General features: G+C 71.9%; 15 protein-coding genes. 6 read left to right on the forward strand and 9 right to left on the reverse strand.

Features of this window, described 5'->3' with window-relative positions; genetic code table 11:
* Positions 1-99: 99 nt before the first annotated feature.
* Entirely contained in the window at positions 100-1,368 is a 1,269-nt protein-coding gene (locus ACTOWY_RS43190) for an AAA family ATPase (RefSeq protein WP_441315395.1), read from the forward strand.
* Here ACTOWY_RS43190 and ACTOWY_RS43195 read toward each other — a convergent pair.
* Complete coding sequence (locus ACTOWY_RS43195) at positions 1,358-1,780, reverse strand: DUF6314 family protein (protein WP_441315396.1); 423 nt, start codon at positions 1,778-1,780, stop codon at positions 1,358-1,360. The two genes, ACTOWY_RS43190 and ACTOWY_RS43195, sit on opposite strands and share 11 nt — an antisense overlap.
* Positions 1,777-3,213 carry a flavin-containing monooxygenase gene (locus ACTOWY_RS43200; protein WP_441315397.1) on the reverse strand — a complete coding sequence of 479 codons (1,437 nt, stop codon included), beginning with the start codon at positions 3,211-3,213 and terminating at the stop codon, positions 1,777-1,779. The genes ACTOWY_RS43195 and ACTOWY_RS43200 overlap by 4 nt, the downstream gene beginning before the upstream one ends.
* A gap of 293 nt (positions 3,214-3,506) precedes the next feature.
* On the opposite strand from ACTOWY_RS43200, the gene ACTOWY_RS43205 reads away from it, so the two are divergent.
* Complete coding sequence (locus ACTOWY_RS43205) at positions 3,507-3,743, forward strand: hypothetical protein (protein WP_441315398.1); 237 nt, start codon at positions 3,507-3,509, stop codon at positions 3,741-3,743.
* On the opposite strand, the gene ACTOWY_RS43210 is transcribed toward ACTOWY_RS43205, so the two are convergent.
* Positions 3,730-4,080 (reverse strand): hypothetical protein, encoded by a 351-nt coding sequence (locus tag ACTOWY_RS43210; RefSeq protein ID WP_441315399.1) that lies wholly within the window; start codon positions 4,078-4,080, stop codon positions 3,730-3,732. The two genes, ACTOWY_RS43205 and ACTOWY_RS43210, sit on opposite strands and share 14 nt — an antisense overlap.
* Before the next feature lie 57 nt (positions 4,081-4,137).
* On the opposite strand from ACTOWY_RS43210, the gene ACTOWY_RS43215 reads away from it, so the two are divergent.
* Positions 4,138-4,731, forward strand: a complete 594-nt coding sequence (locus tag ACTOWY_RS43215; protein ID WP_441315400.1) for a TetR/AcrR family transcriptional regulator — start codon at positions 4,138-4,140, stop codon at positions 4,729-4,731.
* 176 nt (positions 4,732-4,907) lie between these two features.
* Here ACTOWY_RS43215 and ACTOWY_RS43220 read toward each other — a convergent pair whose 3' ends face one another.
* Together ACTOWY_RS43220 and ACTOWY_RS43225 are read right to left on the reverse strand one after the other, a co-directional pair.
* Positions 4,908-5,354 (reverse strand): MarR family winged helix-turn-helix transcriptional regulator, encoded by a 447-nt coding sequence (locus ACTOWY_RS43220; protein ID WP_441315401.1) that lies wholly within the window; start codon positions 5,352-5,354, stop codon positions 4,908-4,910.
* A 196-nt stretch (positions 5,355-5,550) separates the two neighbouring features.
* Positions 5,551-6,399, reverse strand: a complete 849-nt coding sequence (locus ACTOWY_RS43225; protein ID WP_441315402.1) for a GNAT family N-acetyltransferase — start codon at positions 6,397-6,399, stop codon at positions 5,551-5,553.
* 188 nt (positions 6,400-6,587) lie between these two features.
* On the opposite strand from ACTOWY_RS43225, the gene ACTOWY_RS43230 reads away from it, so the two are divergent.
* Positions 6,588-8,036, forward strand: a complete 1,449-nt coding sequence (locus ACTOWY_RS43230; protein WP_441315403.1) for an MFS transporter — start codon at positions 6,588-6,590, stop codon at positions 8,034-8,036.
* Here the strand turns inward: ACTOWY_RS43230 and ACTOWY_RS43235 are convergent.
* Genes ACTOWY_RS43235 through ACTOWY_RS43250 form a run of 4 tightly spaced genes read right to left on the reverse strand, consistent with a single transcriptional unit; the run spans position 8,023 to position 10,576 of the window.
* Positions 8,023-8,568 (reverse strand): hypothetical protein, encoded by a 546-nt coding sequence (locus ACTOWY_RS43235; RefSeq protein ID WP_441315404.1) that lies wholly within the window; start codon positions 8,566-8,568, stop codon positions 8,023-8,025. The genes ACTOWY_RS43230 and ACTOWY_RS43235 overlap by 14 nt on opposite strands.
* Positions 8,569-8,577: 9 nt before the next feature.
* Positions 8,578-9,714 carry a hypothetical protein gene (locus ACTOWY_RS43240; protein ID WP_441315405.1) on the reverse strand — a complete coding sequence of 379 codons (1,137 nt, stop codon included), beginning with the start codon at positions 9,712-9,714 and terminating at the stop codon, positions 8,578-8,580.
* Entirely contained in the window at positions 9,711-10,058 is a 348-nt protein-coding gene (locus tag ACTOWY_RS43245; RefSeq protein WP_441315406.1) for a hypothetical protein, read from the reverse strand. Before ACTOWY_RS43245 ends, ACTOWY_RS43240 begins: the two co-directional genes overlap by 4 nt.
* A gap of 11 nt (positions 10,059-10,069) precedes the next feature.
* Entirely contained in the window at positions 10,070-10,576 is a 507-nt protein-coding gene (locus ACTOWY_RS43250) for a YbaB/EbfC family nucleoid-associated protein (RefSeq protein ID WP_441315407.1), read from the reverse strand.
* A gap of 304 nt (positions 10,577-10,880) precedes the next feature.
* On the opposite strand from ACTOWY_RS43250, the gene ACTOWY_RS43255 reads away from it, so the two are divergent.
* A complete protein-coding gene (locus ACTOWY_RS43255) occupies positions 10,881-13,640 on the forward strand; it encodes an ATP-binding protein (RefSeq protein WP_441315408.1) in 2,760 nt (919 codons plus the stop codon).
* Positions 13,637-16,330, forward strand: a complete 2,694-nt coding sequence (locus ACTOWY_RS43260; protein WP_441315409.1) for an AAA family ATPase — start codon at positions 13,637-13,639, stop codon at positions 16,328-16,330. The genes ACTOWY_RS43255 and ACTOWY_RS43260 overlap by 4 nt, the downstream gene beginning before the upstream one ends.
* The last annotated feature ends 110 nt before the right edge of the window (positions 16,331-16,440 follow it).

Genomic DNA, 16,440 nt, shown 5'->3' on the forward strand with positions numbered 1-16,440 from the left:
TTCCGAGATGGCGAGCCTCCGGCTGAAACCTCCGGGGACGCCGTCTCATTTCAGTCCTCGCAGGACAAGCGAGCAGAGCGTTCCCCGGAGGTCCCGGCCATGAATGAAGGTAGCCCTATCAGCGAGCACCGGATCGAGTCCCTGCGCCGCGCGGTCGCGGCCAGTCCCGAGGACGCCATGCTGCGGCTGATGCTGGCCGAGGAACTGTCCTCCGCCGGGCAGCACCCGGCGGCGCTGGACGAGTACGACTGGCTGCTGCACCACGGCGCCGATCTCACCGAATCCCTGGTGCACATCGGCGAACTGGCCGCCGCCGAGGGCCGGCTGCCGCTGTTGCGGGCCGCGCTGGAGCACGCCCGGCAGGCCGGGATCGTGGAGGGCGTCGGCAAGTTGCAGCGCCTGGTGGACGAGCTGCTCGCCGCCCGCGGCGCGATCAAGGTCACCGCCGACGGGCGTGCTGGCGAACGCCCGGCGGGTCCGGCGGCGCGGGCCGAAACCCTGACCTTCGACCAGGTCGGCGGCATGACCGAGGTCAAGCAGCTGATCCACCGCATGATCATCCTGCCGCTGTCCCGGCCTGAGCTGTACGCCAAGTACGGCAGGCGCACCGGGGGTGGGGTGCTGCTCTACGGTCCGCCCGGCTGCGGCAAGACCATGATGGCCAGGGCCACCGCCGGGGAGTGCGGGCTGCCGTTCGTCAACGTCCGGATCGAGGACGTGATGGACCCCTACCTCGGGGTCTCCGAGCAGAACCTGCACGCCGCCTTCGAGTCCGCCCGCGCGCAGGCGCCGTGCGTGCTGTTCCTGGACGAGCTGGACGCGCTGGCCTTCTCCCGGCACAAGCACCACGGTTCGGATGCCCGCCGCCTGGTGGATGTGCTGTTGCAGGAGCTGGACGCGATCGGCTCGGACAACGACGGGGTGCTGGTGCTGGCCGCGACCAACGCGCCCTGGGACGTGGACGAGGCCATGCTGCGGCCGGGCCGGTTCGACCGGGTGGTGTTCGTGCCGCCGCCGGATGAGCCCGCCCGGGTGGAGATCATGCGGGTGCTGCTGGCTTCCGCGCCCACCCAGGACATGCAGCTGGACCGGCTGGCCGAGCCGACCGCGTTGTTCAGCGGGGCGGATCTGCGTGCGGTGACCGAACGCGCCATCGACGCGGTGATCGACGAGGCACTGCGCAGCGGGGCCGAGCCGCCGTTGCGGATGGCCCAGTTGGAGCAGGCGATCACCCAGATTCGTCCGTCCACTGTGGACTGGCTAGTGCGGGCGAAGGCGTACGTGGAGTTCGCCAACCAGTCCGAGCGCTATTCCGATGTGGCCCAGTACCTGGCGACCAAGGAGGTCCGGCGCAGGCTCAGCCGCTGACCCGGCGGAACACGGTCGCGATGGTGAAGTCCTTGTGCGGTCCGGCCACCTGGTAGGAGATGTGCAGGGTGTCCTGGTCGGCCAGGCGGTAGTGGCCGGTGTAGACGTCCGCGCCGCACAGGTGCGTGTCGGTGGCCTCGGCGGCGTCCGGGCGCAGGGTGTGCATGGTCCGGCCGTCAGGGAAGCAGATCCGGAGCACCTCGCCGTCGAGTTGGTAGCGGTATTCGCGGTAGGCCGGGCCGGTGTAGCCGGTGTCCAGGGTGAGTGTGCCGTCCTCGCGGTAGTGCAGTTCGGTGCCGGAGACCGGCTCGAACCGGGCCTCACCGATCGCGCTGCCCTGACCGGTGATCACCCGGCTGAACCGCCAGCGGCCGGGCAGCGCGGCGAAAAGCTGCTGCGCCGTGATCGTCACACCGGCCTCCCCGCTACCCGGATCCGCGCCGATCGTAGCTGCTGGACGGCGATCTCCGGTTTCGCGCCCGGTCCGGTCAGCCGGTAGTGCCCGGCGATCACCGGGCCGTGCCAGAGCTGCTCGTACCACTCCCCCGCCGGGTCCAGGGACGGCAGCACGCCGAACTGGGTGGCCAGCCGGTCGGCGAAGGCCACGTAGTCGCCATGCGGGAACTGCGGTCTCGGGCGGGCCAACCGGATGTCCAGCTCAGCCTGGATACCCGCCCGCATCTCGTCGTCGGCGGGCGGCGGGACCTGACCCGAGAGCACGGCGACCGCCCAGCGGGCCTGGAGTTCGATGACCGCGAAGAACGGGCCGCGGTAGACGCCGACGAAGGCCAGTCCGGGCAGCGCCGGGTGGAAGGTGCAGCCGTGCAGCAGCAACGGTTGCAGCCAGTCGTCGGCGAAGTCGATCTCGGCCAGCAACGGGTCCGGCAGGGGTAGTTCGGGGCGGTAGCCGGTGCACCAGATCACCGCGTCACAGTCCACTGTGGACTCGTCGGCGAGCCGTAACCCGTTGTCCGCCAGTGCGACCACGTGACCGACCGCGATCCGCAGCGCACCGGCGTCGAGCCGGGCGGGCAGGCGGTCGGAGGCGACCAGGTGCGGCGGCAGGGTCGAGCACGGGTCCAGGGTGAGCCGGGGGTCGAACCGGCCGGGGTTGCCGCCGAGGGCGTGGTAGCGGGTGTTCGCGGCGCGGTTGGCCTCGGCTGGCGGGAGCTGTTCGCGTTCGTGCTGGCGGCCGCGGGTCATGGCGAGCAGGTCGCGGGGCACGCCGTCGGTGTAGCGCGGCAGAATCCAGAACGGGCGCCCGGTGACCGCGATGGTCTCGACTCCGGCCTCGGCCAGTTCGGCGGCGATCTCGGTGCCACTGAAGGACATCCCGACCACGGCCACCCGCTTGCCCGCGTACCCGCCGGGTCCGCGGTAGCCGCTGCTGTGCACGGACACTCCGCCGAAAACTCCGGGCAGCTCGGGTGTCCACGGCCGGGAGAACACCCCGGAAGCCAGCACCGCGGCGTCGAAGATCTCGCGGTGCACCCGGCCCGCTTCGGTCCAGGTCACCGACCAGCCGCGGCCGGCGGGGGCGACCTCGGTGACCGTGCAGCCGTAGCGCGGGGTGAGCCCGCTCGCGTAGCCGGACAGGTAGCCGTGCACCTCGTCGCGGAGCGGGAAATCCCGGGTGCCCGCTGGCCACACCTGGTCGGAGAAGGAGCAGAGCTGGTGGGACAGGTTGGTGGTCATGCCCGGCCAGGCCGCGCCGGTGCCCGGCCGCCACACCCCGCCGAGCTGCGACTCCCGCTCGAACAGCACCGGGCGCAGCCCGGCTTCGAGGGCCGCCCGCGCGGTGGCCAGTCCGGCCGGTCCGGCGCCGATGATCGCCAGGCTGCCCATGCCCCGACTCTACGACGCGGGCGCATCAACCGATCAGTAGATTCCGGCTCAACCACCCGCTGCCGAACTCCACCGGACTGAGCGATCCTGTGACCTGCTGGCACAGGACAGGCTCAAGGCATGCCAGTCATCGAGGTCGACTCCCTGCGCGCTCACCTCCGCGCTGGCCGCCCAGCAGGTCATCCCGATCGACCTGCGGCTGGAGCGGGCCACCCTGGACGACGCCTTCCTGGCCCTCACCGGCGCCGTCTGAACGAGGCGGCATGATCACCCACTCCAGCAAGGGAACTGCCATGAGCCGCGTGCTGACCTTCGCCGCCACCGAGCCGAAACTGTTCCTCCGCGACCCGGCCGGGGTGATCGTGGTGGCCGCCTGCCGGAAGGACACCCCGCGCCCGGAGCTGTGCCGCGCGGTGCGGGCCGCCGCCCGCGGCGAGTCGGTGCTCTCCCCCGCGGTCGCCGCCGTGGTGCTGGGACGGTTGCGCACGCCCAAGACCTCCGACGATTCTGGACCTGTCAGTCCAGGGTGATCCGCACACTCACCCGGTTGCCGCCGACCCGCCGGGACACCGCGTGCCCGGTCCGCGGCGCACCGTCCAGTTCCAGGGTCAGCGGGCCGCCCTCGCCGAGGAAGTTGCGCCACCAGGTCTTCGCCTCAGCCAGCATCACCGTGATGGTGACGGTGTCACCCGCCCGTCGGAAGCCCACCGGTGTGCTGAAGGTGCGACCGGAGCGCCTGCCGGTGTAGGTGACGATGGTGAAGTGCCTGCGCAGGAAGCCACCCAGCCAGGCCGAGTCGCGCAACCGCAGCACCAGCCCGTTGAACCCGGTGACGAAGCGGCGGGTGATCGGTCCGTTGAGGTTCATGCCACTGACGGTAGCCAGAAGTTTTTGGACTTTCGAGTCCAAAGCTAGGCTGGCGACATGGTCACCGGAAAGGGCGCCGCCACCCGCGGCCGGATCCTCGAAGCCGCGGCCGATCAACTCACCGAGAGCGGCCGGGAGGGCTTCCTGCTGGACGCGGTGCTCGCGGCCACCGGCACCAGCAAGGGCCAGCTCTTCCACTACTTCCCCGGCGGCCGCGAGGAACTCCTGGTCGCGGCCGCGGCCCGCCAGATCGACCGCTGCCTGACCCACCTCCGGCACCGCTACGGCTCCTTCGACACTTGGGCGCGCTGGCAGACCTGGGCCGAGGACCTCACCAGCACCCGCCGGTTCGACCAGGCCGGGGAGTTCGCCTCGCTGGCCGGACGCGCCATCGAGCCCGAGCCCCGCCTGCGCCGCCTGGCCGGCCGGGCCTACCAGGACCTCATCGAACTCCAGACCGAGGGCCTGCAAGCCATGCGGGACCGCGGCGAGTTGCTGCCCTCGGCCAATCCCGCCGCGCTGGCCGCCCTGATGGTGAGCGCGTTGCAGGGCGGCGCGGTGGTGCACCGGGCCACCGGCTCCCGCCAGCACCTGATCGACGCGGTCGAGGGCGCGCTGGCCCACCTGCGTGGCTTCGCCGCACGGGACTAAGCACCCCACCCCGTGTTGGCCGTTGTGGACGGCGAGTTGGCCCAACTGGTACGCCGAGTTGGCCCAAGTGGGCGTACGAGTTGGCCCAAGTGGTACCGGTTCGGCCAAGACTGGGTACGACAACGGCCAACACGCCGGTGGGGTGTGGATCGGGGTTCGGGGCGTGGGGCTGGGGATCAGCTGGACTGGTCGATGGCCTTGGCCAGCTCGGTCAGCGCCTTGACGATGGGCGCGCGGCGGGACGGCGGCAGGATCTCCAGGGCCGCGCGCTGGAGTTCGCGCATCCGGTCCACCGCGCCGTCCAGCGCGGCCGCGCCCTCGGGGGTGAGCGCGACCAGCACGGTGCGATCGTCCTGCACTGACCTGTCCCGGCGGACCATGCCGTGGGTTTCCAGCTGTTTGAGCGCGCGGGTGGCGGTGGGTTGGGAGACCCGGGCCAGCTTGGCCAGCTTGCCCACCGGCAGCGGGCCGTGTTCGGCCAGCGGGGTCAGCAGGATCAGCTGGGACTCGGAGAGCTGCCCGGCGCCCGAGCTGGCCGCCAGGCTGCTGCGGTTGCGGCGCATCAGGGCGTAGACCTGGTTGCAGGCCTGGGCGAACTCGTCCACCTCAAGGTCGGAGACCATGCGGCCACCCTACCCGAGATCCATACCTTGCAAATATATAGCATGCTATGTACTCTGGCTGACGACCACCGGTGATTCCGGCCGCCGAGGCAGTCGGCGTTCTTTTGTGCGCGAATTTGTTTTTCACTGCCCGACAAAAAGCGAACCGCCGGTGCGAGAATTCTCGCACCGGCGGTTGTTCCGCGCTGATTCCGGATTACCCGCGGGGCGCGCTGTACGTGGTCCAGGTGTCCACAGTGCGGAATCCCAGGATGCGGGCCAGTGCCTCATTAGTGGGCTCGGTGCCGATCAGCGCACCCTTGACGCCGGCGGCGAAGGAGTCCTTGAGCAGCCGTTCGGTGGCCAGCTGCTCATAGCCCTGACCGGCCACCTCCGGCAGCGCGAACAGGTAGTACGGCGCGACCATGCCGCCGCCGCGGATACCGAGGGCGGTGGCCACCGGCTTGCCGTCCCGCTCCACCACGTAGGCGCCGGCGCCTGGCAGGTCGAACAGCTCGGGACGGAACAGCTCGCGCACGCTGTCCCGGTCGACCCCGGTGGCCTTGACCGCGATGTCCAGGAAGACGTCAGCGGACCGGCCGTCGACCTTGCGGACGACCGCGCCCGGGATGCTGATGCCGGGCAGCGGCGCCCCGGCCTGCAGCACCGCCAGGTCCCGGCTGCTCTGCTCGGTCAGGCCATAACCGCTGGCCAGAGCCTTGGTCTTGGCGGTGCCGTTGCCGCGGACCCGCAGCACCCACGGCAGGTTGTAGCCGGGCATCCTGGCCGCGAACCGGGCCAGCTCACCCAGGTCGGGGTCGCGGGCGATGCCGAAGACGCCGTTCATCCGGGCCTGCGGCTGGAAGCTGACCAGCAGGGCGCTGTCCTTGCCCGGCTGGTCCACCGACCGCGGCAGCGCGCTGATCAACTGTTGGGTCACCCGTAGCCAGCTCTGGTTGGCGGCGTCGGCGAGATCGGCCGGGCCCGCGGGCGCGGCGAGGGCGGTCTGGCCCAGCAGCACCAGACCGGCCGCCACCGACACCCCCGCCTTCAGCACAGTGCGCATGTTCATTTCCTTCTCCCTGCCTCGGTGTTCGTGGCTGATCGCGAAACTACGGTATTCCGCCCGCATTCCAGGACCGCCGCACACACCGTGCATTCTGTCTGGCACTTTTGGCCATTTCCGGCGCCTGATGGATAGTGATTCGACAGGTTCGGCGCGCCGTCCCTGGGATTTCGCGCGAGGATGGTGAGGTGACCCAAACCGAACCAGAACTGTCAGCCGAACCGGACCCGCGGCGCTGGCGGGCCCTGGCCGTCACGCTGACCGCCGGGTTCATGGTGCTCCTGGACGTCAGCATCGTGAACGTGGCGCTGCCCTCGATCCAGCGCGACCTCGGCGCCACCGCGGGCGGCGTGCAGTGGGTGGTCTCCGGCTACGCGCTCACCTTCGGCCTGGTGCTGGTCTTCGGCGGCAGGCTCGGTGACGCGCTCGGCCGCCGCCGGATGTTCCTGATCGCGCTCACCGGCTTCGTGCTCACCAGCGCGCTGGCCGGGGCCGCGACCACCCCCGAACTGCTGATCGTGGCCCGGCTGTTGCAGGGCATGGCGGCCGGGCTGATCACCCCGCAGAACACCGGGCTGATCCAGGAGCTGTTCCGCGGTCCGGAACGCGGGCGGGCCTTCGGCTTGTTCGGCGCGGTGGTCGGCATCTCCACCGCGGTCGGCCCGGTGCTGGGCGGGGTGATCCTGGCCGTGTTCGGCGATCCCGAGGGCTGGCGCTGGGTGTTCCTGGTCAACATCCCGATCGGCGCGCTGGCCCTGGTGCTGGCCGCCCGGCTGCTGCCGAAGTCCTCGGCCCGGCTGCGCGGAGTGGCCAGCGAACTGGACTTCCTCGGCGCGGTGTTGCTGGGCCTGGCCGTGGTGGGCGTGCTGTTCCCGATCCTGGAGATCGAACAGGGCAACCTGGGCCAGGTGTGGTGGCTGTTCCCACTCGCCCTCCTGCTGGGCGCGGCCTTCGTGTGGTGGGAGCGCCGCCTGGTCCGGCTGGGTCGCTCGCCGCTGCTGGACCTGCGGCTGTTCAGCACGGTGCCGGGCTTTGCCAGCGGGGCCACCCTGGGCACCGTCTACTTCTGCGCGTTCACCGGCATCTGGCTCGTCTTCGCGGTGTTTTTCCAGCAGGGCCTGGGTTTCACGCCCCTGGAGTCCGGTCTGGCGGTGACCCCGTTCGCGGTCGGCTCGGCCGTCTCCGCGATCATCGCCGGGCGGCTGATCGAACGCTGGGGCCGCCGCCTCACCGTCACCGGCCTGAGCCTGGTCACCGGCAGCCTGCTCGCCATCGCCGGACTCGCCCTGCTCGTCCCGGCCGCCGCACTGGGCTGGGCGATGGTGCTGCCACTGCTGATCGGCGGGATCGGCAGCGGCATGATCATCTCCCCCAACACCACGCTCACCCTGGAACAGGTGCCCACCAGCATGGCCGGGGTGGCCGGTGGCGCGTTGCAGACCGGGCAGCGGCTGGGCACCGCGGTCGGCACCGCGGTGCTGGCCACCGTCTTCCACACCGCGATCAGCGCCACCGGCGCGGACTATCCGTTGTCCCTGACCATTTCCATGGTCTGCGCGGCCCTGCTGACCATGATCGCGCTCGGGCTGGGGGTGGCCGAACTGCGCAACCGCACCCTGCGGGTCAGGACTGCTTGAGGATGCCCAGTTCCTCGTGGGTGAGGTCGAACCGGAACTCCGACTTGTCCGGCCACACCAGGGTCTGCTTGCGCGGCCACAGCCGCGGCGCGTGCGGGGCGGTCTCGTGCCACACCAGCTTGGCGGGCTCGTTGGTCGCGGGATCGTCGGAGTAGCCGGTGTCCACCACGCCGAGGTGCGAGGGCGAGTAGACCAGCCAAGGGTTCTCCGCCGCCTTGGCCGCGTCGACCAGACCCAGCGCCTGAGCGTTCTCCGGGCCGCGCACCGCACCCTTGCCGCCGAAGATGCTGGCCGCGCCGCCGCCCATGACCGAGAGCACCACGCTCACCACGGTGCCGACCGGAATCCGGATCAGGTTCCAGAAGAACCGGCGGATCAGGCGGGTGCCCTTGATCGTGCCGTCCTTGCGCCTGCCGGCCACGAAGAAGTCGGGACCGACATCGCCCAGGTGCAGCACGACCACGGGTTCGCGCCACTGGCCTTCGACCAGGGCGCGCACCCGCGGCCGGAACTCGGGATTCGGGACAGCCATGGCGCGACGCTACATGTCCAGGTTGCCGCGGGTTTCCTCAACGCTGTGATCGCCGCCGATGCCGCTCTTGTTGAACATCGGGCCGTCTTCCTTGCGTTCCTCGTTGCCTTCCTTGTACACGCCCTTGCCCGCGCCCGCCCCGGCCTTGATGCCCACGCCGGTGGCCAGCGGGCCAACGCCGGTGTGCGTGCCGAAGCCGGTGGTGATCACCCGGCGGCTGGGCTGGAACACGGTGCGGTCGGCCACCTTGCCGATCAGCGGGATGGCCCGGTCGCCCTTCTCCACCACCTTGCCCACCCGCAGCTTGCCGGTGAACTCGATGACCTTGGTGGCGTACTTGGCCAGGAACTCCATGAACATGTTGAGCAGCTTGCCGAACTTGCCGAGGTAGCCCATGACCTTCTTGAACACCGCGGCGGCCTTGGCGATGGAGGCGGTCATGGCCGCGGCCACCGAACTGCCGAAGGAGATGATCGAGGTGGCCAGCGCGGGCAGCCAGATGGTGATCAGCCAGGAGATCAGCTCCGAGATGATCGCCTTGATCACCTCCTCGATGACCACCATCACCATGGACCACATCTGCAGCACCTCGGCCACCGAGCCCGCGCAGGAGCCCACGCCGCGGATGCCGGTGGAGAAGTCCGCGAGGGCCTTGCGCGCCTCGTCGCCCGCCTCGTCCACCCAGTCCTTGAGCGAGGTGTCGCCGGTCTTCTCGAAGTCCTCGGCCAGCGCGACAAACCCTTGCGCCATGGTGACGAAGTTGTCCGAGGCGTGCCCGATGGCCGGGCCGTCGCCGGAGACCTGGTGCAGCGCGTCCTGCAACGGCTGCACGAGTTCGAGCAGGATGTTGAGCCCGTTGCTGACCAGCCAGCCGATCGGGTCCATCATGAAGGTGGTCACGTCCGCGGCGGCCCCGCCGACGAAGGCCGCGCCGTCACCGGCCAGCTTGCCAGCGGAGGAGGCCAGATCGCCGGCGTCCTGGGCCTGGCCCATTTCCTGGGCGTGCGCGGCGATGGACTTGCCGGCCTTGTAGGCGTCGCCGATGATCGGCGTCTTGGTGGCCGCCCGGTCGGCGTTGGCGGCGAAGCTCTCGTCGTACTGGGAGACGTTGAGGCCGTCCGCGATGCTCTGCCGTGGCTCGGTCATGCCTTCTTCCCCCCGCGCGGCCCGTCGATCTTGGCTTCGTGCTTGCCGAACTTGATCACCGCGTCGTCCTCGGCGCCCTTGTAGATCGCGGCGGTGTCCAGGAGCTTGCCGGAGAGGTCCGCGACACCCTCCTTCATCGCCGCCAGCAGCTCGCGCAGCTCGCCGAGCCGGTCGGTGTAGGCGCCCTTGGCGAAGGCGCCCATGACGCCCCAGGCCTCATTGGTCACATCGGCCTGGTCGACCAGGCGGCCGAACTTGTCCGCCTCGGAGCTGTAGTACTCCAGCTGCTTGGCGTAGTTCGTCAGCGCGGGAACGTTGACTTTCACCTTGCCGGGGCCTGTCATCGGTGCCGTCCTCAGTGCCGGGGTTCTTCGTCGCCGTACACGCTGTAGTCGCCGAAGTACTCGTCGTCGTCCCGTTTGACCGGGCGAGCCTTCGGCTGGGCCTGCGCCTTGCCGTGGTGTGACGTGAGTTCCTCGACCGCGGTTCCCAGGTTCTGCTCCTGGGCCTGGCGGACCTGTTCGGTGGCGCTGAGGCCGAAGGCCGCGCCGACGGTCTCGTCCACGATGCCCGCCTGGCGGCGCACGGCCTCGGCGACCGCGGCGGTGAGGGTGGACATGATGGTGGCGGCCAGCGCGGGGGCGGGCTGGCGCACCGCGTCCGGGGTGAGCTGGATGCCGGTCACCGTGCCACCGGCGGCCGCGGTCACCGTCACGGTGCGGTCCGGCGAGGTCACCGAGGCTTCCAGCTGGCCCAGGCGGTCCTGCATCTCCCCGACGCCGGCGAACTTCACCTCGGCCTGCTTGATCTTGGCCTGGAACTTCTCGAACTCGGCGGCAAGCCGCTCCAAGTCGGCGGACACTTCTCGCTCCTCGCTCCGGGGCAACGATGGGCCAACAGCATGACGGGCGGACCCGCTCCGCGGAGGGGAAACGCCCGGGTTCGCCAGGATCGCACACGGCGTGGCGGGCCGCCCCGCGGGCCGGGCCGGACGGTCAACGATTATCGGGTAGCCGATTACCGTTTATTTACCTATTTCGGCAACAGTGGCGAGAATGGCGATCAGACAATTCGATCCCTTCGCCGGGCGGGCGTGACATTCCCGGTACAAACCGGGGTTAACCTGACTGGAGAAATGCGATACCGCCGGATCGAGAGGGAGGCTCATGGGCCCGCGCACCACCCCTGAGCTGCTGGACCGCGAGGACGAGCTGGCCAGACTGACCGAGGAAGCGGCGCTGGCCGCGGCCGGGTCGGCCCGGGTGGTACTGGTGGAAGGCCCGGCCGGAATAGGAAAAACCAGTTTGGTTCAACATTTCACCAACGGGGCGGTGGCCTATACCGCCACGGTGCTGCGGGCCTGGTGCGGAGAATGGGAACGGGCCCCGGCATTCGGCGTGGTCCGGCAGCTTTTCCGGCCCTTGCTGGCCGGAGTGGCCCGGGACGATCTGCTCTCCGGTCCGGCCGGACCGGCCGCCAGGGTGCTGACCGAGGACGACGGCGCCGAGCCGCCAGCGGACGCGCCATTCGCGGTGCTGCACGGGCTGTACTGGTTGTGCGCCAACGCCGCCCGCCGCGGACCGCTGATCCTGGTGGTGGACGACGCGCACCTGGCGGACGCGCCCTCGCTGCGCTGGCTGCGCTACGCCGGGCGGCGGCTGCGCGGCTACCCGGTGCTGTTCCTGCTCACCAGGCGGACCAGCGAGCGGGACGCGCCACCGGATCCACTGGCCTGGCTGGCCACCGATCCGCGCTGCGGGCTGATCCGGCCCGGCCTGCTCAGCGAGGCGGGCCTGGGCCGGTTGCTCAGCGCCGCGCTGCCCGAGCCGCCAACGCCGGAGCTGGTCCGGGCCTGCCACCAGGCCACCGGCGGCAACCCGCTGCTGGCCCGCTCCCTGGCCATGGACCCGGCGGGGCCGCGAGAGCTGTCCCGGTTCACCAGCCTGCGCTTCGCCGCGACCGTCCGGGGCTGGCTGGCCGGGTTCACCGAGGCCGGGCGGGCCTTCGCCGGGGCACTGGCCGTGCTGGGCGAATGCGCCGATCCCGGCCTGCTCGCCCGGCTGGCCGGACTGGACCTGGCCGACTGCCACCGGGCCGGGGATCACCTGTGGCAGCTGGGATTGCTGCGGCCGGGACTGCCGCTGCGGTGGAGTCATCCGCTGCTGCGCGAGGTGGTCTACGAGCAGCTTGGCCCGCGGCAGCGGGACGACTGGCACCGCCGCGCCGCCACCCTGCTGCACGACGACGGCGCCCCCCTGGAGCAGGTGTGCGCGCATCTGCGGCAGGCCGCGCCCGCCGCGGATCCGTGGACGGTGAGCCTGCTCTGCGGCGCGGCCACCCAGGCGACCGGCCGCGGCGCACCGGATGTGGCCGCGGACTACCTGGCCCGTGCGCTGGCCGAACCGCCCCCGGCCGCCGAGCGGGTGGAAGTGCTGGTGCGGCACGGACTCGCCGCGACCTTCGTCAGCCCGGCCGCGGGCATCGAGCACCTGCTCGGGGTGCTGCCGGAGATCGCCGATCCGCCCACCCGGTTGCGAGTCGCGGTGGCGCTGTCGGAAACGCTCACCGGGCAGGGCCGGGAGCCGGAGGCGATCGAGGTGCTCGGCCGCGCCGCCGACGAACTGGCCGCGACCGAACCTGATGTGGCCCGGATCCTGCGTGGGCGCTGGCTGATGATGAGCGTGGACCACACGGCCGCACACCGGGCGGAAGTCCTCGCCACCGACGGCGCCGCACTCCCCTGCGCCACCCCGGGCGAGCGGGTCGGACTGGTCGCGCTGGCGCACGGGAAAGCGCTGTACAACGCCCCGGCGGCGGAAACCGCGGCACTGGCCGCGCGGGCGTTGCGGGCTACCCCGGTGGCCGAACTGGCCAACCCGCTGCACACCTCCAGCGTCGCGGCGCTGACCTGGGCCGACGAACTCGACCTGGCCGCGCACTACTCGGATCAGGCCATCGCCGGAGCCCGGCGCACACACGCCATCCTCGGCCTGGGCCTGCATCTGGCCCTGCGCGCCCAGGTGTCGTTGTTCGCGGGGAAGCTGGCCGAGGCCGAGCTGTTCGCCGGGCAGGCCGACGAGCTGGTGCCGGAGGAGCTGGCCGGGTTCCAGCGGTTCATCCAGCTCGGCGTGCACGGTTCGGTGCTGCTGGACCAGGGCCGGGCGGCCGAGGCCGAGGAGTTGTTGCACAGCCTCGCGGTGCCGGTGACCAGGACGGTGATCGGGGCCGAGTTCCACCAGGCGGTGCTGGCCCGGATCCGGATCGAACGCGGCGAGGTGCGGGCCGGGCTGACCGAGTTGCTGGCGGTGGGCGAGGTGATGCGGACGGCCGGGCACGACAACCCGGTCGCGGTGCCCTGGCGGGCCTGGGCGGTGCGCGCCCAGCTCCTGCTGGACGAACACACGGCGGCGGTGCGGCTGGCCGAGGAAGCTGTTGAGCTGGCCCGGCGGTGGGGCACCGCGCGCGCCATCGGCACCGCGCAGGGCCTGCTGGGACTGGCCACCGGCGACCTGACGCTGCTCGCCGAGGCCACCGGCCTGCTCGCCGGGGCACCGGTGGAACTGGCCAGGGCACTCCTCGACACCGGCGCGCTCCAAGCTGATCGCGGTGACCTGCCCGCCGCCCGCAGCACCCTGCGCCGCGCCCTGGAGACCGCGGACCGGTGCGGGGCCGGTGGCCTGGCCGCGGCCGCGCGGGACCGGCTGGCCGCCGCGGGCGGACGCTGTCCGACCCGGCCGGCCGCCGGGATACCGGCGCTGTCCCAGAGCGAACGGCGGGTGGTGGAGCTGGCGGCCTGCGGCTACACGAACCGGCGGATCGCCGCCGAACTGCACCTGACCCTGCGCACGGTGGAAACCCACCTGAGCACCAGCTACCGCAAGCTGGGCATCCGATCCCGGGCCGAACTGCCTGGCCAGGCCGGATGAGCGGCGAACTGCTGGAGCGGGCGGGCGAACTGGCCCGGCTCGACGCGGAACTGGCCAGGGTGTGCGCAGGCGCGGCACGCACCGTGCTGGTGACCGGACCGGCCGGGATCGGCAAGACCAGCCTGGTGCGGGCCTTCACCGCGCGGCTGCCCGCCGGGGTGCTGGTGCTGCGCGCGCACTGCGACGACCTGGAACGGGAGTTCGGCTACGGGGTGGCCCGGCAACTCTTCGAACCGGTGCTCGCCGAAGCCGAGCAGGCCGCGCTGTGCGCAGGCCCGGCACGGGCGGCGCTGACCGGTGCGGCCGAGGGCGGGCGGGATCCGTTCGCGGTGGCGCACGGGCTGTGCGCGTTCACCCGCGACCTGCTCGGGCGGGCGCGGGCGGCGGTGCTGGTGGTCGACGACGCCCAGTTCGCCGACGAAGCCTCGCTGCGCTGGCTGGCGCACCTCCGCGGCCGCCACCCACGCCTGCGGCTGTTGCAACTGCTGTTGCGGCCAGGCAGGCCGGAATCCGGCTGTGCACACCTGCCACTCGGGCCGCTGAGCGAGTCCGCGATCGCCACCCTCACCGGCGGCAACCCGGCCACCTGTCACCGGCTCACCGGCGGCAACCCGTTGCTGGCCGGACTGCTGCGCCGGGCCCTGGCCCAGGATCCGGCCCGGCTGCTGAGCGGGTTCGGCGGCCAGGTCTTCGGGCGCTCACTGCTGGACTGGCTCTCCGGCTTCCCACCGGAGGTCTGGCGGTTCGCCGAGGCCCTCGCCGTACTCGGTGAGACCGCCGATCCCGGACTACCCGCCGCACTGTCCACAATGGACATCGAGCAGGCCGGGCGGTGCGCGGCGGAACTGCGGGGCACCGGGCTCCTGGCCGACAACGCGCTGAGCTGGTCGCACCCGTTGTTGCGGGAGGCGGTCTACGCCGGGGTGTGCGGGCCGCGCCGGCAGGAACTGCACGCGGCGGCCGCCCGGCTGCTCACCGCGGTCGGCGCGCCGGTGGAACAGATCGCCGCGCACCTGCTCCGGCTGCCGCCCTCGGGTCAGGACTGGCCGGTGTGGACCCTGCGCGCCGCCGCCGACCAGGCTACCCAGCGTGGCGCGCCGGAAGCCGCCGCGCACTACCTGCGGCGTGCGCTGGCCGAGCCGCCACCGGCCGCGGACCGCCTGGAACTGGTGGTGGCACTGGGTTTGGCCGAATCGGCGACACACCCCGCGGCTGGCGCCCGGCACCTCGCCCAGGCCCTGGAACAGCTCGACGACCCGGCCCGGCAGCGTGCGGTGGCCGAGGTGCTCGGCGACGACCTGGTCCGCGAATCCCGCCTGGACGAGGCGGTCCGGGTGCTGGCCCGCACCGCGGACCGGCTGCGCCCACTCGACCGGGAGGCCGCACTGGCCCTGGACGCCCGGCGGCTCACCTGGGGTGTCCTGGACGAGAGCACCGCCGCCGAAGCCGGGGCCGAGGCGAACCGGTTGCGGCACCACGACCTCGGCGACAGCGAAGGCGAGCGCACCCTGCTCGGCGCGCTCGCCTTCGCCACCGCCCTGTTCGGCGGCCCGGCCACCCCGGCGGCCACCCTGGCCCGGCTCGCACTGGCCACGAGCGCACGGCCACTGGCCGGGGTGGCCGCGGCCGCGCCGGTGTGGGTGCTGCTGTGGTCGGGGCAGAACGCCTTGGCCCGCAAGCACATCGACGCCGCCATCAGCCGCGCCGAGCAGTCCGGTTCGGTGTTCGACCAGGCGATCATGCTGTCCCTGCGTGCCGCCCACGCCGCCGCCGACGGTGAGCTGCGCGAGACCATCCGCACCGCGCGGGTCACCTTCGACCTGCTGCCGACCGAGGTCTCCGGCTTCCCGCACCTGGTGCCGCTGGGCCTGCTCGCCGAGGCCCTGGTGGACCGCGACCGCCCGGAACAGGCATTACGACTGCTGGACACCGTGGTCAGCACCCCGGCCCTGGAGTCCTCCTACCTGTGGAACTCCTTCCTGCTCGCCCGCGGTCGCGCCCGGCTCGCCAGCGGTGACCTCGACGGCGGCCTGACCGACCTGCTGGCCTGCGGCGAACGCCAGTCCCGGCTGGGGCACCGCAACCCGGCCGCCCCCGACTGGCGATCCTGGGCCGCCCGCGCCCACCTGCGCCGCGAGCAACCACACCTGGCAGGCGAACTCGCCGAACAGGCCCACGAACTGGCCACGGAATGGGGCACCGGCCAGGCCCTCGGCATCGCCAGCCGCACCCTCGGCCTGGTCACCGGCGGCAGCCGCGGCCTAGACCTGCTCCAGGACTCCGCGGCCCTGCTCCGCCCCACCACCGCCCGCCTCGACCTGGCCCGCACCCTCCTTGACCTGGGCAAGGCCCGCCAGGCCGCCGGCCAGTGCCGCCTGGCCCGCGAGGCCCTGTCCGAGGTGCGGGCGCTGGCTTTCGCCTGCGGCGCCTGCGGACTGGCCGCCTCGGCCCGGCGCGGACTCGGCGCCTCCGCCACGCCCCGTCCGGCCACCGGTCCGGGCGCGCTCACCGACCGGGAGTCCCGGGTCGCCGCACTGGCCGCGCACGGCTGCACGAACCGGGACATCGCCGCCCGGCTGGGCCTGACCGAGCGGACCGTGGAAGGCCACCTCAGCGCCACCTACCGCAAACTCGGCATCACCGGCCGCGCCGGGCTGCGCGCCGCGCCGGTTACCCACGGTGGACATTGACGTCCCGGTGCCCGCCGAATACCGCCGGTCGAGTCACCGGCGCAACGCGTGCAGCGTAATCGGGCGCACGGAAATCTAGTCAACGTGGACTCCGCACTGAATTCTCCACT

Source organism: Crossiella sp. CA198 (assembly GCF_052078295.1).
Taxonomy (GTDB): domain Bacteria; phylum Actinomycetota; class Actinomycetes; order Mycobacteriales; family Pseudonocardiaceae; genus Crossiella.